The 20,518-nt window shown below is 70.2% G+C and carries 21 protein-coding genes; 10 read left to right on the top strand and 11 right to left on the bottom strand.

From position 1 onward, the window contains the following. Window positions 1-2: 2 nt before the first annotated feature. Entirely contained in the window at window positions 3-881 is an 879-nt protein-coding gene (locus ACQ66R_RS04815) for an ABC transporter ATP-binding protein (RefSeq protein WP_430419722.1), read from the bottom strand. 119 nt (window positions 882-1,000) lie between these two features. Between ACQ66R_RS04815 and ACQ66R_RS04810 the strand changes: the two genes are divergently transcribed. Further along, window positions 1,001-2,044: a lysozyme inhibitor LprI family protein gene (locus tag ACQ66R_RS04810; RefSeq protein ID WP_430419720.1), complete on the top strand. Its 1,044-nt coding sequence runs from the start codon at window positions 1,001-1,003 to the stop codon at window positions 2,042-2,044. Window positions 2,045-2,048: 4 nt separating this feature from the next. Here the strand turns inward: ACQ66R_RS04810 and ACQ66R_RS04805 are convergent, their stop codons facing one another. The 5 genes from ACQ66R_RS04805 to sfsA all read right to left on the bottom strand — a co-directional run bounded on the left by ACQ66R_RS04805 (window position 2,049) and on the right by sfsA (window position 7,285). Next, on the bottom strand, window positions 2,049-2,252 hold the full coding sequence (locus ACQ66R_RS04805; RefSeq protein WP_430419718.1) for a hypothetical protein: 204 nt from the start codon (window positions 2,250-2,252) through the stop codon (window positions 2,049-2,051). A gap of 169 nt (window positions 2,253-2,421) precedes the next feature. Then, entirely contained in the window at window positions 2,422-4,071 is a 1,650-nt protein-coding gene (locus ACQ66R_RS04800; protein WP_430419716.1) for a hypothetical protein, read from the bottom strand. 163 nt (window positions 4,072-4,234) lie between these two features. Beyond that, window positions 4,235-5,053, bottom strand: a complete 819-nt coding sequence (gene map, locus ACQ66R_RS04795) for a type I methionyl aminopeptidase (RefSeq protein WP_430419714.1) — start codon at window positions 5,051-5,053, stop codon at window positions 4,235-4,237. Between the two features lie 98 nt (window positions 5,054-5,151). Next, window positions 5,152-6,519 carry an MATE family efflux transporter gene (locus ACQ66R_RS04790; protein WP_430419712.1) on the bottom strand — a complete coding sequence of 456 codons (1,368 nt, stop codon included), beginning with the start codon at window positions 6,517-6,519 and terminating at the stop codon, window positions 5,152-5,154. Between the two features lie 49 nt (window positions 6,520-6,568). After that, window positions 6,569-7,285, bottom strand: a complete 717-nt coding sequence (sfsA, locus tag ACQ66R_RS04785; RefSeq protein ID WP_430419710.1) for a DNA/RNA nuclease SfsA — start codon at window positions 7,283-7,285, stop codon at window positions 6,569-6,571. A gap of 99 nt (window positions 7,286-7,384) precedes the next feature. Between sfsA and ACQ66R_RS04780 the strand changes: the two genes are divergently transcribed. The 4 genes from ACQ66R_RS04780 (at window position 7,385) to ACQ66R_RS04765 (ending at window position 9,712) form a co-directional block, all read left to right on the top strand. Beyond that, entirely contained in the window at window positions 7,385-8,152 is a 768-nt protein-coding gene (locus ACQ66R_RS04780) for a competence/damage-inducible protein A (protein WP_430419708.1), read from the top strand. A gap of 64 nt (window positions 8,153-8,216) precedes the next feature. Then, entirely contained in the window at window positions 8,217-8,480 is a 264-nt protein-coding gene (locus ACQ66R_RS04775; RefSeq protein ID WP_430419706.1) for a hypothetical protein, read from the top strand. A gap of 85 nt (window positions 8,481-8,565) precedes the next feature. After that, complete coding sequence (locus tag ACQ66R_RS04770; protein WP_430419704.1) at window positions 8,566-8,817, top strand: hypothetical protein; 252 nt, start codon at window positions 8,566-8,568, stop codon at window positions 8,815-8,817. Between the two features lie 124 nt (window positions 8,818-8,941). After that, window positions 8,942-9,712, top strand: coding sequence for an AAA family ATPase (locus ACQ66R_RS04765; RefSeq protein ID WP_430419702.1), 771 nt, complete (start codon window positions 8,942-8,944; stop codon window positions 9,710-9,712). Between the two features lies 1 nt (window position 9,713). Here ACQ66R_RS04765 and ACQ66R_RS04760 read toward each other — a convergent pair whose 3' ends face one another. Both ACQ66R_RS04760 and ACQ66R_RS04755 read right to left on the bottom strand, forming a co-directional pair. Beyond that, complete coding sequence (locus ACQ66R_RS04760) at window positions 9,714-10,646, bottom strand: phytanoyl-CoA dioxygenase family protein (protein ID WP_430419700.1); 933 nt, start codon at window positions 10,644-10,646, stop codon at window positions 9,714-9,716. Continuing rightward, complete coding sequence (locus ACQ66R_RS04755; RefSeq protein ID WP_430419698.1) at window positions 10,643-10,918, bottom strand: hypothetical protein; 276 nt, start codon at window positions 10,916-10,918, stop codon at window positions 10,643-10,645. The genes ACQ66R_RS04760 and ACQ66R_RS04755 overlap by 4 nt, the downstream gene beginning before the upstream one ends. A gap of 125 nt (window positions 10,919-11,043) precedes the next feature. On the opposite strand from ACQ66R_RS04755, the gene ACQ66R_RS04750 reads away from it, so the two are divergent. Together ACQ66R_RS04750 and ACQ66R_RS04745 are read left to right on the top strand one after the other, a co-directional pair. Further along, on the top strand, window positions 11,044-11,823 hold the full coding sequence (locus ACQ66R_RS04750; protein ID WP_430419696.1) for an SDR family NAD(P)-dependent oxidoreductase: 780 nt from the start codon (window positions 11,044-11,046) through the stop codon (window positions 11,821-11,823). 25 nt (window positions 11,824-11,848) lie between these two features. Then, window positions 11,849-12,643 carry an enoyl-CoA hydratase/isomerase family protein gene (locus ACQ66R_RS04745; RefSeq protein ID WP_430419694.1) on the top strand — a complete coding sequence of 265 codons (795 nt, stop codon included), beginning with the start codon at window positions 11,849-11,851 and terminating at the stop codon, window positions 12,641-12,643. On the opposite strand, the gene ACQ66R_RS04740 is transcribed toward ACQ66R_RS04745, so the two are convergent. Then, a complete protein-coding gene (locus ACQ66R_RS04740; RefSeq protein WP_430419693.1) occupies window positions 12,640-13,689 on the bottom strand; it encodes a glycosyltransferase in 1,050 nt (349 codons plus the stop codon). The two genes, ACQ66R_RS04745 and ACQ66R_RS04740, sit on opposite strands and share 4 nt — an antisense overlap. Then, window positions 13,690-14,532, bottom strand: coding sequence for a formyltetrahydrofolate deformylase (gene purU, locus ACQ66R_RS04735; protein WP_430419691.1), 843 nt, complete (start codon window positions 14,530-14,532; stop codon window positions 13,690-13,692). A 157-nt stretch (window positions 14,533-14,689) separates the two neighbouring features. Between purU and ACQ66R_RS04730 the strand changes: the two genes are divergently transcribed. Next, window positions 14,690-15,250 (top strand): hypothetical protein, encoded by a 561-nt coding sequence (locus ACQ66R_RS04730; protein ID WP_430419689.1) that lies wholly within the window; start codon window positions 14,690-14,692, stop codon window positions 15,248-15,250. 175 nt (window positions 15,251-15,425) lie between these two features. On the opposite strand, the gene ACQ66R_RS04725 is transcribed toward ACQ66R_RS04730, so the two are convergent. Continuing rightward, the gene (locus ACQ66R_RS04725) at window positions 15,426-16,061 is read right to left on the bottom strand and encodes a superoxide dismutase (RefSeq protein WP_430419687.1); all 636 of its coding nucleotides are present in this window, start codon (window positions 16,059-16,061) and stop codon (window positions 15,426-15,428) included. A 212-nt stretch (window positions 16,062-16,273) separates the two neighbouring features. Between ACQ66R_RS04725 and ACQ66R_RS04720 the strand changes: the two genes are divergently transcribed. Then, window positions 16,274-17,956: a ShlB/FhaC/HecB family hemolysin secretion/activation protein gene (locus ACQ66R_RS04720; RefSeq protein WP_430419685.1), complete on the top strand. Its 1,683-nt coding sequence runs from the start codon at window positions 16,274-16,276 to the stop codon at window positions 17,954-17,956. A gap of 9 nt (window positions 17,957-17,965) precedes the next feature. After that, window positions 17,966-20,518 (top strand): filamentous hemagglutinin N-terminal domain-containing protein, encoded by a 2,553-nt coding sequence (locus ACQ66R_RS04715; protein WP_430419683.1) that lies wholly within the window; start codon window positions 17,966-17,968, stop codon window positions 20,516-20,518.

The following is a 20,518-nucleotide window of genomic DNA, read 5'->3' as shown; positions in this document are numbered from 1 at the left end:
GCCTAAGCCGCGCGGCGGGAGGCGTCGAGCGTCGTCAGGTAGACGTGCTCGAGATTTGGGGTGGCGGCGCGGAAGTCGGAGTCGGGCGCGCTATCGGCGACCACATGGATGACGGTGCGGCCGGCCGAGAGCCGGTTGGAGATGATCCGGTTCCTGGCCCCCTCGGCGGCCAGATCGCCGCGGTCGACGGTCTTGGTCCACACCCTGCCGGAAAGCTCGGAGATCAGGTCGGCGGGCGCGCCTTCCTTCAGGATGCGGCCGGCGGCCAGCACGGCCATGCGAGGGCAGAGCTCGGCCACGTCGTCGACGATGTGGGTCGACAGGATGACGACCACGTTTTCGCCGATCTCGGCCAGCAGGTTGAGGAAGCGGTTGCGCTCCTCGGGGTCGAGGCCGGCGGTGGGCTCGTCGACGATGATCAGGCTGGGCTGGCCGATGAGCGCCTGGGCGATGCCGAAGCGCTGGCGCATGCCGCCGGAATAGCCGGCGACGGCCTTCTTGCGCACATCCCAAAGGTTCACCTGCGCGAGGAGGGTCTCGACGGTGTCCTTGCGCTCGCCCTTGCCGGCGATGCCCTTGAGGACGGCCATGTGGTCCAGCAGGTCCAGGGCCGAGACGCGGGGATAGACCCCGAAATCCTGCGGCAGGTAGCCCAGCGTCCGGCGCAGCTTCTCGGGCTCGGCCACCACGTCGATGTCGCCGAAGCGGATCGATCCCGCGGTCGGCGCCTGCAGCGTCGCGATGAGGCGCATCAGGGTCGACTTGCCGGCGCCGTTGGGGCCCAGCAGGCCGAACATTCCCTTGCCGATCTCGAGATCGACGCCATCCAGCGCGCGCGTCCCGTTCGGGTAGACGTGCGTCAGGCCCTTGATCGACAGCATGCTAATCCGACTTCCACCCCGTCCCAGTCGCAGGCTGCCCCAACGCGGCCCGAAGGGGCAAGTGAGGGATGTGTAACTTACGGCGCGTTACGCTTCGGCGGATGCGACGGAGGGTGATGATGACGCGGCTTCGACGGGCCATGCTGGCGCTGGCGGCAGTCTCGCTGACGGCGGCGGCGCCGGCCGAGGACTGGGGCGACCAGGTGGAGGCGGGCGCCAGACCCAGCGAGAGCCAGCTGATCTGTCGGCGCGTGAAGGGCCGGGCCGTTCCGTCGGCCGACGTCGCCGACGCCCGACGCGCGGCGCCGGGCCTGAAGGGGTGTGACGCCGAGGCGCTCTACTATGGCATCGGCATGAAGGCCGATCCGGTGAAGGCGCGGCAATGCGCCATCCTCAACTCGGCGGCGGGCGGCGGCGAGGCGGACAGCCACTTCGACGGCGAAGAGCTGCTGATGGTGATCTACGCCAACGGCTCGGGCGTGCCGCGCGACATCGACCTCGCGATCCACCTGTCGTGCGGGCTGCAGGCGGCGCCGGCCGAGCACGATGGCCGGGTGGCCAGCCTGACCGCGCTGAAGAGCAAACCGGGCAAGACCCCGTTCCACTACTGCCAGGACATCACCAGCGGCTACGCCATGGGTGTCTGCGCCGCGCACGAGCAGCGGTTCGCCGAGGTGAAGCGCAAGGCCGACCTGGCGCGGATCACCGCCCGCTACACGCCGCCGCAGAAGCAGGCGTTCGCGGCGCTCGAGACGGCTGCGCAGGCCTACGCCGAGGCCCGCGCGGGCAACGAGATCGACCTGTCGGGCACCGGCCGCGGCGCGTTCGCTTTGGAAGAGGAGGCAGCCCGGTGGGCGGCGTTCCAGACGCTGCTGGGGCAGCTCGCGGCCGGGCGGCTGCCCGCGGCGACGGCGGCTCAGAACCAGGCCGAGGATGCGAAGTTGAACGCCGCCTACCGCAAGCTGATGGCGGCGGGGGAGCCCGAGTTCGGGACGGTCACCCTCAAGGGCGTCCGCGACACCGAGCGGGTATGGATCCGCTATCGCGACGCGTGGCTCGCCTTCGCGAAGGCGGCCTATCCGGCGACCATGCCGGCCGCGCTATCGGCCTATCTGACGCGGGAGCGTACGGCGCTGCTGGAAGAGCTGCTGTCCGAGCGGTAGGGCGTCAGGCCTTCAGGGGCCCCGAGCCGTCCACGACGCGGAAGTGGTCGACGCCCGGCGGGCGGTCCAGCAGGAAGCGGTCGTCCTCCGGGTAGTAGACGGCGCGCTCGTAGGCCTCCCCGGCGAACCCGCGGATGACGTTGAGGTCGGTCCACCAGGACAGGGTCGAGGCTTCGCTGGTCCCGTCGCCCAGGTCGCGGAACACCATCTGCCAGCCCAGGTTGCCGGGCGTGCGCTCGTATTCGACGCCGCCCGTGGCCGCGATGTAGTCGCGGTACTTCGCCTCGTCGGCCGTGCGGATGCGGCCGGTTCATCTGCGCAGGATCATGGTCGAGAGGTAGGCGCCGCGCCCGGCGCCGCAAGGCGGCGGGTGTTGCTCAGGTGAGTTCGAGCGGGATCTTCGCCACGTCGCCGACGTAGGCCTTGCGGGCCTGGGCGCGCCATTGGGCGGCCTGGGCCTTGTCGGCCTTCTCCAGGATGCGGAGCGCCAGGCCGTCCTGTGGCCACTCGACCAGGCTGACCTTGGCTTCCCGGATAGCCTCGGCGTTGCGGCCGGCCTTCAGATGGGCGGCGGCCAGGCTGCGGCGGACCGGATACCACCAGGGCGGCGGGTCGAAGTTCTTGGGCACCGGATAGGCCTTCTCCTGGGCCGCGGCGGCCTGGGCGAAGTGGCGCACGGCTTCCTCGGGCTTTCCGGCCACCATCGCGGCGCGACCGCGCAGGACGCCCTCGGCGACGGCGGCCATCTCGGACTCGCCGCCCAAGTCGCCGGTCTGGGCGCCCTGGGCGATGACGCCCCGGATCGCCTCGGCCTCGCGCCGGACGCCGGCGGCGTCGCCCTTCATGGCGAAGGCCTCGCCCCGCGCGTAGTGGCGATAGATGCGCAGGAACCGGCCGTCGTCCGGGCCCTGCGGCACGGCCAGCGCGCGGTCGGGGGCATAGCGGCCCAGCGCCACGAGGCTGCGGGCGCGCGACATGACGCGGTTGCGGGGCAGGCCGGCGGCCTTGAAACCCTTCTCGGCGTGGTCGGCGTAGCGCAGCGCCAGCGCCTCGTCGCCCGCCATCAGCGCGCCCGAGAGACCGAACAGGTAGTTGTGCAGGTAGTAGCGTTGGGCCAGCGAGCCCGAGGTGGGCAGGGTCGACTGGCTCTCGACGTCGACCTTCAGGGCCCGGGCGTTGGAGAGCGCGACGTCCTCGTAGTGGCCGACCCGCATCATGGTGTGGGTGCCCATGTGGACCAGGTGGCCCGAGCCGGGGGCCAGGTCGGCCAGACGTTCGGCATAGGACAGCGCCAGGGGCGCGCGCTGCGCGAACTCGGTGGCGTGGATGTAGTAGTGGATGGCGGCCGCGTCGTCGGGGTTGGCCTTCAGCACCGCCTCGAGGATTTCTACCGAGCGGGCGACGCCCGACAGGTCGTCCTGGCGGGCCGGGATGATCAGGGCATGCGCCGCGAGGTTGGCGACCAGGACGTCGCTGGGGTTGGCCTTGTAGAGTTCGTCCAGGTCGCGGCCGAACGCCTTCTCGCGCCCGCCCGACGGCGGCGGGGTCTCGGCGTAGCGGGCCAGGAGCGCCGTCGCGAGGCCCCTGGCGCGTACGTCGTCGGGCTTGGCCAGGGCCAGCGCGCGCCTGGCGGCGTCACGCGCGATCACCGTCTCGGCGGGGGTGATGCCGGTGTTCAGCGTCGGGCCCAGGGACAGGGCCACGCCCGAGGCGCAGAGGCTGCAGTTGGGGTCGAGCGCCGCGGCGCGGGCGAACGCGGCCTTGGCCTCGTCGTGGGCGAAGGCGTGGTAAAGGCGCAGCGCGTGGTTGAACCAGGCCGCGGCGTCCGAGTTGGCGGTGTCGACCGCGTAGGTCCCGTTGCCCATGCCGGGCAGCATCACGCCGGTAGCGGCCCCCACCGTCGAGGCGGCGGCGTCCTCGGCCCCGCAGATGAAGCCGATGCCGACGAGCGACGAGCTCATGCCGGGCGCGAGCGCCGTGGGCGCGGTGGCGAAGATGGCGGCGGCCAGGCTGAGCGCGAGTTTCATGCGGGCAGTCTCGCGCCTCTACCTACCGCTTGTCATCCCGGTTTCGCGCAGCGAAGACCGGGACACGCGTTCCAGCTCAGCAGGGCAGCTGCGTCGCTGCGCCCGGTCATAGGTCCCGGTCTTCGGCCTGCGGCCAAAACCGGGATGACACGCGTTTGTTGGATCAGGCCGCCTGGATGGCGGGGCGGAACTGGCCGGTGGGGGAGGCGGTGAAGATCTCGACGCCGTCCTCGGTGACGCCGACCGAGTGCTCGCACTGGGCCGACAGCGACTTGTCGCGGGTGACCGCCGTCCAGCCGTCGGCCAGCAGCTTCACCGGATGCTTGCCCAGGTTCACCATCGGCTCGATCGTGAAGAACATGCCGGCCTTCAGGACCTCGCCCGTGCCCTTCTGACCGAAATGCAGGATGTTGGGGGCGTCGTGGAACACGCGGCCCAGGCCGTGGCCGCAGAAGTCGCGCACCACCGAGCAGCGCATGCTCTCGACGTATTGTTGGATGGCCGCGCCAATGTCGCCGGTGCGGGCGCCGGGCTTCACCTGGGCCAGGCCGCGCTCGAGCGCTTCGTAGGTCACGTCGACCAGGCGCTTGGCCCGGGGCGCGACGGCGCCGACGCCGTACATGCGGCTGGTGTCGCCGTGCCAGCCGTCGACGATGACGGTGACGTCAATGTTGGCGATGTCGCCCTCGCGGAGCGTCCGCTCGCCGGGGATGCCGTGGCAGACGACGTGGTTGGGGCTGATGCAGACGGTCTTGGTGTAGCCGCGGTAGCCCAGGCAGGCGGGCAGGGCACCGTGGTCCAGGATGAACTCGCGCGCCAGATCGTCCAGCTTCTCGGTGACCACGCCGGGAACGACGTAGGGCTCCAGCATGTCGAGGCATTCGGCGGCCAGCCGGCCGGCCTTACGCATGCCCTCGAACCCCTCGGGTCCGTGCAGCTTGATCTGGCCGGTGCGGTATTCGCCGTCGAGGGTGTCTGTCATGGGAGGCTCCAGGAGCGCCTATGTCGCGATCCTAGCACGGAAAATCAACCGCTTGGTCACGGGCGCGACAGGGCGCCGCCGCTGAAGGCGCGGTCGATCTAGGCGGACCGGGTGGTCGGGCGCGGCCCCCATGGGGTCATGGCGACGAAGGCGACCGAGGCTGTGCCGGCCGTGACCATGCCGGCCGCCACCAGCGCGAAGAGGGTCCAGTCCGGCGCGTCGTTGGCCAGCAGCGCCCAGCCGCCGACGGCGATCACCACCAGCCGCAGGGTCCCGGCCAGCAGCGGTCCGCCGATGCGCCCGGCCCCCTGGGCGGCGAAGTAGAGCGCGAGGTTGAGACCGAAGAACACGAAAGCCGGTCCCGCGAACCGGAGATAGAGGGACGCGGCGGCGGCGACGCCGGGATCGCGCGTGAAGATGCTGACCCACAGGCCCGGCGCGATCGCCAGGACGATGCCGATCAGCCCGAGGCCCGCGCCGCCCATGACGCCTGCGGTCCAGGCCACACGGCGCGCGCGGGCGACCTGGTTGGCGCCGATGGCGATGCCGACCATGGGCAGGGCCGCGACGCCGACCGAGAAGGCGATGGGCACCAGCAGAAACTCCATCCGCGATCCGATGCCGTAGCCGGCCAGGGTCTCGGTGCCGAACCGGGCGGCGATGGCGGTCAGGATCAGGACCGCGCCCACGGTCTGCAGCGGCGACAGCAGCGCGGGCGCACCCACTCTCAGGATGTCGGCGAAGGCGTCGCGGCGCAGGGGGCCGAGGAACCGGAGCCGGATCTTGGCCCGCGGTGACCTGAGGATGACCAGAAAGGCCGTGGTCGACAGCAAGGCCGTAGTGGCCTGGCCCAGCGCCACGCCCATCAGGCCCAGGGCCGGCGCGGGCCCCCAGCCGAAACAGAGCGAGCCACCGATCACCACCTGGAGCGCCGCGCCGCCCACCATCACCACCGAAGGCCGCGCCATGTCGCCGGTGGCGCGCAGGACCGAGGCCATGACGTTGAGCAGCCAGATCGCCACGGCGACCGAGAACACGACGCCGGCGTAGGTCACCGCCAGCCGCAGGGTCTCGCCGCGTCCGCCCAGGAGGTGGAACAGCGCGCCTCCGAACAAGGTCAGGGTCAGCGTGAAGATGAGCCCGAACCCCAGGGCGATCAGGGCGCCATGCCGCGCCAGAACCTCGGCCCGGGCGATGTCGCCGGCGCCGATGGCGCGGCTGACGGCCGACGAGACGCCGCCGCCCATCGCGCCGCCGCTCATCATTCCCATCAGCATGAACATCGGAAACACCAGCGCCGCCGCCGCCAGCGGCTCGGGGCCCAATGCGCCGATGTAGGCCGTCTCGGCGATGGAGACCGCGGTCGACGCCACCATGCCGATGAGGTTCGGCGCCGCCAGGCGGGCCAGGGTGGGCGCCACGGGCGCGGTGAGCAGGGGGTGTGGCGCAGGCGCGGCGGCGGTCATCGACTCAGCTAACGCCGTTTCCCTAGGGTCCGGCTATCGCGCGCGTGGGTCAGGGCGCCAGGTTGGCGCCCAGCCAGGGTATGCGGTCGGCGAGGGTGACGCCGGATGGGGCGATGGCGCAGCGGTAGGCCAGCACCTCGACGCCGCGGGCGGCCGCCTCGGTGAGGCCACGGGCGTAGGCGGGGTCCAGGTCGGCGCAGGCCTGGAAGGCGTCGCAGTCGGTGCGCTGGATGACGAACAGCATCACCGCCCGCTCCCCGGCTTCGACCATGGCGGTGAGCTCGTGCAGGTGCTTCAGCGAGCGGGCGGCCACGCAGTCGGGGAATTCGGCCAGGCTGCCGGCTCGGCGCAGATGGACATTCTTGACCTCCAGCCAGCAGGGCGGCCGCTCGGGGTGTTCCAGCAGGAAGTCGACGCGGGAGTTCGCGCCATACTTCACTTCGCGGCGATGGGTGGCGTAGCCGGCCACCTCGGGCACGCCGCCCTCGGCCAGGGCCTCGGCGACGATACGGTTGGGGTGCATGGTGTTGATGCCGACCAGTCCGCCGTCCGCCTCCACCAGCTCCAGGGTATGGGCCAGCTTGCGCTTGGGGTCGTCCGACCTCGACACCCAGGCGGGGAGGCCCGGCGTGTTCAGTCCCAGCATCGCCCCGGGATTGGGGCAGTGGGCGGTGATCGGCGTCCCGTCCTCCAGCACCACGTCGGCGAAGAAGCGCTTGTAGCGGCTGACCAGGGTTCCGCGGACGAGGGGGGAGGGGAACTGCATGCGGGAGCCCTTAACGGCGCGTGGCGCGGACGGGAACCTTTGGAGCGCCATCCGCCGTCGGTCCTTGACCGCCCGGAGCGGTCGCGCCAACTGGGAGACATGACTGACACCGCACCCGACCGCGTCACCTGCGCCGTACTGGTTATCGGGGATGAGATCCTCTCCGGACGGACTCAGGACACCAACACGCGCGACATCGCGCGCTATCTGGCGGTGATCGGCGTGGACCTCGCCGAGACGCGGACGGTGCCGGATGAGCTGGTCGAGATCGTCGATGCGCTGAACGCGCTGCGCACGCGCTACGACTACGTGATCACCACAGGTGGGATCGGGCCGACGCACGACGACATCACCGCCGATGCGGTGGCTGCCGCGTTCGAGGTCGAGCTGGAAGAGCATCCCGAGATCATCGAGATGATGACGAAGCGCTGGGGGGCCGAGCTGAACGCGGCGCGGCGGCGGATGGCCCGCGTGCCGGTGGGCGGCGCGCTGGTGAAGAACCCGGTGCAGGGGCCGCCCGGCTTCACCATCGGCAACGTCTTCACCCTGGCGGGCGTGCCGTCGATCATGCGCGGCATGCTGGAGGATGTGGGGCCCAGGATGCGCGGCGGGCGGCCGACCGTGTCGCGCACGGTCCGCGTCGAGGGTTCGGGCGAGGGCGTGATCGCAGCCCCGCTGGAAGCGGTCGCCAAGGCGCACCCCGACATGAGCCTGGGCAGCTATCCGTTCTTCAGCCCGGACGGTTTCGGATCGAACCTGGTGGTGCGTTCGCGCGATCCCGACGCGCTGGCCGGCGCCGTCGCCGAGCTGATCGTGGCGCTGAAGGGCGCGGGAATCGAGAACGTGCGCGAGATCGAGGTTGCCTGAAGGGGGCCGCCTGATATCACCTGACGCAGAGTGACGGGCCCCGGCCCGCCGGGAGACCCTGCCGATGCTGGCAATGTTGATCGTGGTCGCCCACCTGGCCGGCCAGCCCGCCGCCGAGGACGTTGAGGCGCCGGCCCTGCGCACGACGACGGCCCCCAAGGCGCCCGACAGGATCCGCAAGGACGACCTGGTCTGTCGCAAGGAGGCGCTGGTCGGAACGCGCATGCCCGTCCGCATCTGCCTGACTCAGGGCGAGTGGACCGAGCGCGGCATCGAAGACCGCGACAAGGTGGAGAAGGCCCAGAGCCAGAAGCCGGCCTTGTTCTGAACCGTTGGTCGCGGAGCCGTTGCGCGACGACGGGCCGCTGATATCAGATGAGTCATCGCCTGTTGCCTCTCTGGAGCCCCTTCCGATGATCGCCGCTGTCTTCGCCATCGCCCTGATGGCCGCCGCGCCCGCCGCCGGCGAGGCCGCCGCCCCGGCCACGCCCACCAAGGCCGCCAAGCCGGACAAGAAGGACATGGTCTGCAAGAAGGAGCCGGTGCTCGGCAGCCGCATGCCGCAGCGGGTCTGCATGAGCCAGGCTGACTGGGACCAGCGTGCGGTCGACGCCAAGGCCGACACCGAAGCGGCCCAGCGCAACCAGCCGATGCGGACCCAGTAAGGACAGCGGCCTATCCACAGCCGCGCTGGGGACGAACGACCTATATCCCCGTCTTTGCTTGGGAATAGACCCTTCGTCGCATCGCGGGGTCTGGGCTTCCGCCTGTGGATAACTTGTGCATTAGATGAGCTCAAGAGAGAGGGGCGTGGCCGACGCGCTCGCAGTCGCTCGAGGGTTGGTCGTGAAAACGCTCGCCGTCATGTCCCGCAAAGGCGGGGCGGGGAAGACCACCGTCGCGGTCAATCTGACCCTGGCGGCGCGCGCGCTGGGCGTCCGGGCCGTGTTGGCCGACGCCGATCCCATGCGCAGCGCCCATGAGGTGCTGCGCGGCCGCGACGAGGCGGCGAACCTGCTGGTGGAGACCAGCGCTTCGAAGCTTTTCGCCCTTACCGAGGCCAGCCGCCGGGCCGGCGTGGACCTCCTGGTGATCGACACCCCTGCCGCCCCCGAGGCCGACGTGGCCGAGGCGGTGAAGGTGGCCGACCTGTGCCTGGCGGTGGCGCGGCCGACCTACCTGGACCTGGCGGCCGCGGTGCTGTCGGTGGCGGTGGTCCAGCGGCTGGGCCGCGAAGGGCTGATCGTCCTGAACCAGTGCGCGCCGTCGCGGGCCGGCGTCGAGCCGCCCTCGGTGCTGAAGGCCTTCGAGGCCCTGCGGTTCGCGCACCTGCCGGTGGCGCCCACGGCGATGCGGGCGCGGATGGTCTATCAGACCGCCTTCGCCCAGGGCCGTTCGGTGCTGGAGAGCGACCCGCAAGGGGCGGCGGCCCAGGAGGTCCGGGCGCTGTTCGGCCATGTCTGGCGCCGGCTCAACGGCGAGCGGCCCGCGGCCATGCCCAGCGCCAACGACGATCTCGCGCGCGCCCGCCGGGGCCTGATCCTGGCGCCGACCGCCTAGCCTAAGCGGTGGCCAGATTCTCCAGGCGGGTGAGCCAGTAGTCGGCGTCGTAGCCGGCGTCGCCGGTGAGGTAGCGCCAGAACTTCACGCGGTTGACGAACTCCAACCGGCCGGTGTCGTCCTCGAACCAGGGCTCGGGTGTCATCAGGATCTGCTCGACGCTGAGCGGCTGCGGCCCCTTGAGGTAGAAGATCGGCCGCTGGCCCGTCGGCCGCTCCAGGGTGGAAAGGTCGAACTTGGCCACCTGGGAGGAGCCCGGGTTGATCCGCACCTTGAACATGGTCCGCGTGCGGTCCGACAGGTTCACGCCGCCGCCATGCCAGATTCCCGAGTGCAGGAAGAGCAGCGTGCCCGCCTCGCACACCATGTGCTGCTGGCCGCGGACGTTCTGGTAGCGGCCGAGCGCGGCCTCGCTGACCTTGCGCAGGTGGGTGCCGGGGATGAACCGCGTGCCGCCCATGTCGCGCGTGACGTCGTGCGGGTAGTACATGATCTGCAGGTCGAAGGCCTGCCGGGGGTCGATGGTCGAGTCCTGGTGGGTATGCTGGCTGACATTCTCCCCGCCGCCGGCCGCGTGATAGGCGGGCGGGAAGGTCACGTGCAGGAAGTGGTGGTCGAAGACCGGATCGTCGCCCACGAGGCTGCGGATGGCGCCCGCGACGACCGGGAGCGCCAACAATCGCGCCATGGCCGATCCTGCCGGATAGGTCCGGGCCAACGGAACGCCCGCGCCCACCTCGGGGACGCCGGCGTTGGCCAGCATCTCGCCGTAGGTGCGGCGCAGCTTGCGGCCGGGCTCGGGCGGTGCGATGTCGCCCATCTCGCGCAGGAACTGGGCGTTGATGTCGGGCGGAACCACGGCGTCCATCCGCAGGAAGCCGCGGGCGGCGAACCGCGCCATGTCGTGTGCGCCGAGCAGGGGCAGGTCGTTCACGCCTCCACCTCCGAGAGCTGTTCGAACCAGAATTCGTACTTGAGATAGCTGACGTCGAACTCCGCGCCGCGCTGGTGCGGCAGCAGTTGCGAGGCCTGGAAGAGGCGCCAGCCGTCCTTCAGGGCGTCGAGGCCGGTGCGGTACGGCGGCTCGTCGTCGTCGCCCGCCATGTGACGAGTCCCGCCGGTCCCGTCGTAGCGGCTCCAGCCGACCACGGGGGAGTCCAGCGCCGAATTGGCCAAGTAAAGCACCAGTACCGTCTGTCGTCGCATTTCGCCCCCCGGGGAGGGAGGGTGGCACGAAGCGCGCCGCAGCGGGAAGCCTTCACCGACGAAGCCTTGACCGACGGGGGGGCGCCCGTGAGAAGTCCAACCCAAATGCGGGAGGACTATTCGAGATGGCGTTCAATCCCTTCGACCTGACGGGCAAGGTCGCGCTGATCACCGGCGGCAACGGCGGGATCGGCCTGGGCATGGCCGAGGGCCTGGCCGCGGCCGGCGCCAACGTGGCGATCTGGGGCCAGAACCCGGCCAAGAACGCCAAGGCCGAGGCCACGCTGAAGGGCTACGGCGGCGAGGTCCTGGTCCAGACGGTGGACGTGAACGACGAGGCCGCCGTGGTGGCCGCCGTCGCCGAGGTGCTGGCCAAGTTCGGCCGCCTGGATTTCGTGGCCGCCAACGCCGGGATCGGCGGCGGCGCGCCGTTCCATGAGATGACGACCGACAAGTGGCGCCGCGTCACGACGGTGAACCTGGACGCCGTCTTCTGGACGTTCCGCGAGGCGGCCAAGCACATGATCGAGCGTGCGGGCCGGGGTGATCCCGGCGGCTCGCTGGTGGTGACGTCGTCGACCTCGGCGATCCATGGCGCGCCGCGAAACCAGGCCTATGCGTCCACCAAGGGCGGGGTGCTGTCGATGATCCGGGGCCTGGCGGTCGAGTACGCCCGCTACGGCATCCGGGCCAATTCGATCCTGCCTGGCTGGATCGCCACCGACATGACCTCGGGGCTGCAGTCGAACGACAAGTTCAACGAGAAGGCCATCGGCCGGGTGCCCATGCGCCGCTGGGGCGAGGGCGAGGACTTTGCCGGCATCGCGGTCTATCTCGCCTCTGACGCGTCGCGGTTCCATACGGGCGACAGCTTCGTCATCGACGGCGGCTACACGATCTTCTGAGGACGGCAGTTTTGGGGAGGGCCAGATGGCCGACCGCTATGCCCGCTACCAGCGGCTGAAGTTCGAGCGGCCGGCGCCCGGCGTGCTGCGGATCGTGATGAGCAATCCGGGCAAGCTGAACGCCGCCGACGCGGTCATGCACCGCGAACTGGCCGAGGTGTGGCGCGACGTGGACGCTGACCCGGACACCCGCTGCGCGATCCTGACGGGCGAGGGCACGGCGTTCTCGGCCGGCGGCGACTTCGGGATGATCGAGCAGATCGTCGACGACTTCGAAGTGCGCGTGCGGGTGATGCGCGAGGCCCGCGATATCGTCATGAACATCATCGACTGCCAGACGCCGGTGGTCAGTTCGATGCGCGGCGTGGCGGTGGGCGCGGGGCTGGTCTGCGGGCTGCTGGCCGACGTGTCCATCGTGACCCCCGACGTGCGGATTATCGACGGCCACACCCGGCTGGGCGTGGCGGCGGGCGACCACGCGGCGATCATCTGGCCGCTGCTCTGCGGCATGGCGAAGGCCAAGTACTACCTGCTGACCTGCGACCCGCTGAACGGGCAGGAAGCCGAGCGGATCGGGCTGGTCTCGCTGTGCGTCTCCGATGAGGAGCTGGACGCCAAGGCGCTGGAGGTGGCGACCAAGCTGGCCAACGGCGCGACGCGCGCCATCGCCTGGACCAAGCACACGCTGAACCACTGGCTGCGCACCGCCGGGCCGACGTTCGACGCGTCGCTGGCGATGGAGTTCCTGGGCTTCACCGGGCCCGAAGCGGCCGAAGGGCTCGCCTCCCACCGCGAGAAGCGCAAGCCGAAGTTCGTCTAGGTCGGGCGTGCGGCCTTCAGGGTCTCGGCCAGGGCGTAGTGCCGGGCGGCGCGTTCGGGCTGGCCCAGGGTTTCGTAGAAGATGGCGAGGTTGTGCGCGGCCATGTGACTGCCACGGCCGGGAACGGCGCCGTCGAGCACGGGCTGTTCGCCGATCTCGAGGCAGCGCTGCCAGGCCGACTCCACGATGGGCAGGAACTCCGTCGCCGCCTGTTCCGGCGCCTGGTTTGCGCACTCGAGGTAGAGGTCGCCCAGGGCGAAGTAGAAGTCCGGGGAGTTCGGCCAGCGGGGGATCTCGGCGCCGGCGAGTTCGAGGGCCTGGTCCAGCTGCCCCGCGGTCTTGAAGGCGGTGATCGCGCGGACGACCAGGCCGTGGCGCCAAGGCGTGTCGAGGGGCGCCAGCCGCAGGGCTTCGGCGAAACACAGCGCCGCCTGTGGCGGACGGCCGCGGACCTGATGCTCACGGGCCAGCTGGTACCAGAGGTAGGCGTCCTGCGGCGCAGCCTGGAGTTCGGCCATCAGCAGCGCCTCGTTGCGCCCGGCCTTCCGTTCGAGATTGGCCGCGGTATAGCCGTCGTGGCCCAGGACCAGGCTGGTGCGGACGCTGCGCGAGGCGCCGACCGGCTGTTCGTGGACGCGGCCCTGGTAGCGGACGCCGCGGGGCAGGAGGCGGGGCAGCCAGGCGCTGGCCGCTTCCCGTCCGGGTGTGTCCGTCTGATTGTCCAGGCGCACGAGGCCCAGGCTGCCGGCGGCGGGCAGATCCTTCAGCGTCTCGGCGCCGCCCGCGACCCACTCGTCGGCGTCCAGCACCAGGTTCCAGGCGGCGTCGGATTGAGCGAGCGCGGCGTTACGGGCCGCCGAGAAGTCGTCGATCCAGGTGAAGTCGCGCACCTCGGCGCCTTCCCTGGCGGCGATGGCGGCGGTGTCGTCCACGGACCCGGTGTCGAGCACGATCATGCGATCGACGTGGGGGCGGGCGCTGGCGAGCGCGCGCGCAATGGCGTGCGCTTCGTCACGCGCGATCATCACCAGGGCGAGGCGAGTCATCTAGTCGGTGAATACCACGGTCTTGCGGCCGTTCAGCAGGACGCGGTCTTCCAGGAACCAGCGCACGGCCCGGGCCAGGACGCGCCGTTCGATGTCGCGGCCCTTGCGGATCAGGGCGGCGGGCGTGTCGCGGTGGCTGATGCGTTCGACGTCCTGCTCGATGATCGGGCCCTCGTCGAGGTCTGCGGTGACGAAGTGGGCCGTGGCGCCGATCACCTTCACGCCGCGGCTGTGAGCCTGGTGGTAGGGGCGCGCGCCCTTGAAGCCTGGCAGGAACGAGTGGTGGATGTTGATGCAGCGGCCCTCCAGCTGGCCCGCCAGATCCTCGGACAGCACCTGCATGTAGCGGGCGAGGACCACCAGCTCGGTTCCGGTGTCCCGGATCAGCTTCAGGAGCTGGGCCTCCTGGGCCGGTTTGGTCTCGGCGGTCACTGGCAGGTGGTGGAAGGCCACGCCCTGCAGGTCGGTGTGCGGGTAGGTGGACGCCGGATGGTTGGAGACCACGGCGGTCAGGTCCATGGGCAGCTCGTCCTGGCGCCAGCGCCAGATCAGGTCGGCCAGGCAGTGGTCCTGCTGCGAGGCCAATATCATGACGCGGCGGCGTTCCTTGCGGCCGCGCAGGGTCCAGGTCATGGCGTAGTCGTCCGCCACCGGCCGCAGATGCGCGCGCCATTCGTCGGCTCCGGTCGCGCCCGGATCGAACACCACGCGCATGAAGAAGCGACCCGTCTGGTCGTCGTCGTACTGCTGGGCGTCGAGGATGTTGGCGCCGCGCTCGAACAACAGGGTCGAGACGCGGGCCACGATGCCGGGGCGGTCGTCGCAGGCGAGGGTCAGGATCATGTGCGCGCCTTGCACGCCCGGCGCCGCGGCGGTCAAGCCGCAGCGGAGGCTCGTCGCCGACCCTGGCGCGGCTCACGTCCGGACAATCGGCCGTTGCAGCCACGCCCCCGGGGCGCGCACACTGGGGGGCGTTTCATCTGGCGATCAGAGGTGTGCGATGCGCGTTGCGAGTTTCCTGGCCATGGGCGCGATCCTCGCGCCCACCTTCGCGCCGAGCGTCGTGACGGCGCAGGATCGCGATCCGGCCCGCGCTTGCGGGACGGCGATCCGGTACGAAGTGCAGGACCGATACCCCCAGGCCCGTGGGGTGCGGATTACCGACTCCAACAGCCGCGACGCGGGACGCAACGAGGCGGTGGTGAGTGGTCGCGGGGAGTTCGAGGACCGCAACGGCGGCGAGTCGCGGTTCGGGTTTAACTGCACATACGACTATCGCACCGGGCGGACCTACGACCTGCGGGTCGACGACGTGCACCACAAGGACGGCAAGAACAACGGGGCCGCCGTCGCCGGCCTGGTCCTGGGCGCCATCGTGTTGGGAGCGATCGTCGCCAGCTCGAAGGACAAGGACAAGGATCGCGACCGGGACGATTGGCGCCACGACGATGTCTGGAGCCCGGCCGACGGCGTGCGCTGCAGCGCGCGCGAGCGGGCCTGCCACAAGAACGGCCGCTTCTCGCAGAAGTGGACGGACAGGGTGTTCTACCGGGGCGGGTAGGCGCAGGCCCTCCCTTGACGGGGAGGGACAGATCGCGAAGCGATCAGGGTGGAGGTGTTGATCCTCACCGACGCCTGAGTCCCGGCCCACACTCCCTCACCCTGGCCGCTCTCGCGGCCTGTCCCTCCCCATCAAGGGAGGGGAGGGCGCTCTCCCTCGCCAGCCTCGGGCGCGTCTACTCGCTCGCCGGATAGCGGAAGCCCTCGCCTTCGCCGGTGGACGCGGACAGTTGGGCGGCCGCGAAATCCCAGTTGGCGACATTGTCGAACCAGCGCTCGAGGAACGCCTTCCGGTCGTTCTTGTAGTCCAGGTAATAGGCGTGCTCCCACAGGTCGCAGACCAGCAGCGGGAACAGGCCCTCGCGGACCAGGGTGTCGTCGGCGTCGTGGGTGGAGATCACCTGCAGGCCGTCCGAGGTCATGACGATCCAGACCCACCCTGAGGCGAAGTGGCCGACCCCTTCCTTGACGAAGGCCTCCTTCAGCCCCTCCAGACCGTCGAAGGATTCGGCGATGGCGCGCGTGAGTTCGCCGTTCGGCTGGGGCCCGCCCGGCGCGCGCATGGAGCGCCAGAAGAAGGCGTGGTTCCAGGCCTGGGCGGCGTTGTTGAACAAGGTCTTGTCGCCCGTCCGGCTGGCCTGGCGAACGACATCCTCTAGGGGCCGGTCGGCGAGGCCGGCCTTGGCCGCGAGCTCGTTGGTCTTGTCGACGTACGTCTTGTGGTGCTTCCCGTGATGCGTGCGCAGCGTGTCGGCCGAGACGAAAGGCGCGAGCGCGTCCTCGGAATAGGGAAGATCGGGAAGGACGTACATCAGGGGCCTCGCGAAGCGGGATGGGGGTCGGCTGTCCAACCCTTGGGCGGGCCACCCGTTCCGTAAAGATACCGACGATTCACCATTGCGAAGCTCGCGCAACAGTGTGAACTCTAGAACGTCGGGGGGAGCCGCTTGCGCGGCGAGCCTCGACAGCATGGTCCGTTCGCGGGCCGAAGGCGTCGGCACGGGGCGCCCCAAAGGATTGGGGTATGGGGGCTACCGTAGCGCGTTTGGGCGCTGCGGCGACGCTTGCTGTCGCCGTTGCGCCAACACTTCTGCACGCTCAGGCCGTTGCGCCGAGCCGGCAGGAGCTTAATCCGGCCGCCAGAAGTGAGCGCCTCTCGGCGCCGCAGGCCGACCTGTTTTCAAACCCCGGTGAGGGGCCATGTCCGCTGGCCGAGAACCCGGCCGCGCTGAGCGTGACCTCGGTCACGTTGAACGGGCTGGAGTCGGTGTCCGCCGACGCGCTTCGCCCGGCGTACGCGGCGTTTCTCAACAAGCCGGGCGGGGACGCCTCGGACCTCTGCAGGATCCGCGACGCAGTCGCTGACGCGCTGTTCGCGCGCGGCCTGCTGGCGCGGGTGGAGATCCCGGCCCAGACCATCGACGGCGGGGCGGTGACCCTGGAGGTCATCGAGGCCCGGATCGTCAATGTCAGCCTGCGCGGCGACGCCGGGCCGGCCGCGCCGGCGCTGGAGAAGTACGCCGCCAAGCTGCGGGGCATGAAGCCGTTCGATATCGAGCGGGTGCAGCGCTACATCCTGCTGGCCTCGGACGTGCCCGGCCTGAAGGTGCGCGCCTCGGTGCGGCCCTCGAGCTCGGGCGGCCGCGGCGCCGTCGACCTCGACCTCAACGTCGAGCGCGACGAGGAAGAACTGATCGTCAACGTCCAGAACCTGCAGGGCAAGGCGACGGGCCGCTGGGGCGCTCTCGGGCGCTATGACCTGAATGCGCGGACCCGCTATGGTGAACGCCTGACGCTGGTCGGCTACCGCACCATCTTCCACAACGAACAGTGGGTGGCCCAGGCGCTGTCCGAGGCGCGGCTGGGCGGCGACGGCTGGGTGGTGCGCGGCGGGCTGGCCTACGGCGAAAGCCGTCCCGGTGGGGCGTTGACCGGCCTGGGCCTGAAGAGCGTCAGCGTCGTCGGCAATGTGGAGGCGGCCTATCCGCTGGTCCGCAAGCGGCGTGAGAACGTCTGGGCGGCGGCGGGCTTCGAGTACATCGACCAGGACACGCGCCTGTCGGGCGGCGGCAAGCTGATCAACGACGACCTGCGGGTGTTCTACGCCCGCCTGGACGCCGACCAGACGGCCTACATCGGCTACCGGCCCATCGTGCTGCGCGGCAACGTCGGCGTTCGCCGCGGCATCGAGGGCTTCGGGGCGACGGACGAGGGTGACCGGCTGCTGTCGCGGGCGGGGGCCAAGACCAACGCCTGGACGCTGCTGGCGGAAGGCTCGGCCCAGGCGGTGATCACGCCCAAACTGCAGGCCTACGTCGAGGTGAGCGGCCAGTACGCCAACCAGGCGCTCACGTCGTATGAGGAGTTCTCGGTGGGCTCGCTCACCGTGGGGCGCGGGTACGATCCGGGCTACATCTCGGGCGACAAGGCGATCGCGGCCAGCTTCGAGCTGCGCGCCGGGCCGTTCCAGCCTTCGCCCAGGTGGACGTTCAGCCCCTACGGCTTCTTCGACATCGCCCACACCAGCGACCAGGACCGGGGCGGCTTCAACCAGACCGTCAAATCCGTCGGCGTGGGCTTCCAGATGCCGGTGCGAGAGCGCTGGGTCCTGGACGTCAGCTATGCGCGCCCGCTGGACAAGCGCGCCTTCGACCGCAGCAAGCCGCCGGGCCGACTGCTCGTCAACTTCACCGCCCGCTTCTTCTGAGGACGCGTCATGAGCGGAACATCTCTCGGCACGCTTCGTAAGTCGCTCGCCGCGGGCGCGGCCATGCTGGCGCTCGCCACCGCCGGCGGCGCGCAGGCCCTGCCCACCTTCGGGAGCGCCCAGGTCACCCCCGGCGACTCGCTGCCGGTTATCACCACCGCGTCACCGACGCTGATGACGATCGACGTGAACGCGGCGCGCACGATCATCGACTGGAACAGCTTCAATCTCGCGCCCGGCGAAACCGTCTCGTACGCGTTCCAGTTCAACCGGACGATCGTCCTGAACCGTGTCAACAGCGGCCCGATAAACATCGACGGCCAGATCCTGTCGTCCCAGAGCGTGGGCTTCCCGCTGGATCAGCCCCGCCGCGCCGGCGGCAACGTCTGGTTCTATTCGCCCCAGGGAGTCTTCTTCGGCCCGAACGCCCGCTTCGACGGCGGCGCGCTGCTGGCTACAACGGCGGCTGTCAATTCGACGCAGTTCCTCAACCAGTCCTTCAGCCTCGATTTCACCGGGTCGGGCAACGGCGGACCGGTCACCGTCGCCTCGGGCGCGACGTTCGTCGCCCGCGGCCACCTGGCTTTCATCGCCCCCGTGGTCAAGACCGCCGCAGGATCGACGGTGAATGCGGGCGACTATGGCACGGTGGCCTACGGCGGCGTCGACAGCTTTCGCATCAACTTCGTCACCATCGCGAACGACGACCTGTCGTTCTTCGACTTCATCGTTCCCGGCGTCGCGGGCGGTTCGACGGCCCCCACGCCGCTGACCATCGAAGGGACGACGACTGGGGCCAACGTCTACCTGTCGGCGATCAGCCGGTCGCAACTGGGCAGCCTGCTGATCGATGCCCCGGGGCTGCTCGTGGGCCAGTCGTCGTTCAACAACTATGGGCAGGTGACGATCACCACCGGCCGCAACATCGTCAACGGCCAGGTAAACGAGCTGTCGTCGCCGGTCGTCGGCGCCCTGACCGGAAACGTCCGGCTGGGTGTCATCAACGCCACCGGCAACGTCAACGTCGTGCTTCCCGGCGCCCAGGGCGCGGGCAACCTGACGGTCGACCGCATCCGGGCCGGACAGGCCGGCCTGATCGTGGCCAACAACGTCACCGTCGGCGCGCAGGGCATCACCGCGGGCGACACGGGCGTGAACCTCGGCGGCCTGAACCTCGACGTCAGCGGCGTCATCGATGTGCCGCGGATTCAGACGCGCACCAACTTCAACGTGTTCAGCAACCAGCTGCAGTTCAACGGATCGGTCAACGAGCCGTCGACGCTGCCGACGCTGCGGCTGGGGACGGTCACCTCGGGCAACATCATCAGCCTCGTCGGCGACACGCTGAACGCGACATCGCTGACCGCGACCTCGGTGAGGGCCTCGACGGCGGGCGCCTTCACGCTGGGCGCCGCCAACGGCTCGACCGAGGTGCTGATGGCCTCAAGCACCAACATGACGCTGGGTTCGGTCACCACCGGCGGGCTCACACGGCTGACGTTCGAGGACCTGACGCTGACCGGCAACGTGACCGCCGACAGCGCCACCCTGCGGATCCTCACGCCGGGCCAGGCCACCGTGGGCGGCTCAGGTCAGGCGCGCGGCATCAGCAATGCCGAGATCGGGCGCTTCCGGGTGAACACCTCGATGTCGATCTTCGGCGGCATCGACGGGGCGTTCCCGGTCACCAACAACCTGGTGATCGACGACCTGGACATCGATCCCACGCGCATCCCCGACCTTCGCCTGTTCGCCAAGACCACGCAGGACATCCTGATCCGCGGCCTTCTGCGGCCGACGGCGTCGGGCGGGCTGTTGACGATCGGCGACGGCGCGGCCGACAGCATCTGGCTTCCGCGGCGTATCCTGGTGAGCGGCGGGCTGGGGTCGGCCAGCGGCGACGCCCTGGCGGGGTTCACCGCGGTTCGGGCCTTCAACCGGGTCGAGTTGCGAGCCGGCGATGACATCCTGCTGGGCTCGCAGCGGTTCCTCGATCTCATTGGCGACCTTCCGCCAGCCCAGATCGACATCGGCCGCGGGCTGCCGCTGGGCGTCGCCGCGCAAGGTGACGAGATCGGCAAGCTGTTCCTGGTGGCGGGCAACCTCACGATGGCTGCCAAACAGCGGATCGTGCAGCAGAACACCGGCGTCTTCGGCTTCGAGGGCGGCCTGTATCTCACCGGCGCAGGCGTCGAGGCCACTGCGCCGCTCCTGACCATCGGCCAGGCCCAGGTGGCGGACCTGTTCGGGGCGTTCGACTCGGGCGACGGCGTGCTGGCGATCGGCGCGGCCGGGGCGTTCTCAAGCCGGATCGCACGGCTGGAGGGCGACACCAGCCAGGGGCAGATCCGGATCAACGGCTGCCTCCTGGGGATCGGGTGCGCGATCTCCACCCCGTCCAGCCAGTTCCGCGTCCAGCAGTTCCGGCCGGCCGCGCCTCGGGCGGCCATCGATCCGCCGGTGCTGACCCCGCCGCCGCCGATCGACGACGACGAGCGCGAGGCCGAAACCGTGACCACGGGCGCGGGCAACGAGGAAATCTGGCGGAAAGACCCACAATGA

Origin of the sequence: Phenylobacterium sp., assembly GCF_965284355.1 — a bacterium.
GTDB lineage: Bacteria > Pseudomonadota > Alphaproteobacteria > Caulobacterales > Caulobacteraceae > Phenylobacterium.
The sequence above is the reverse complement of the archived record's forward strand: the minus strand, read 5'-3'. Positions and strand labels throughout refer to the sequence as shown.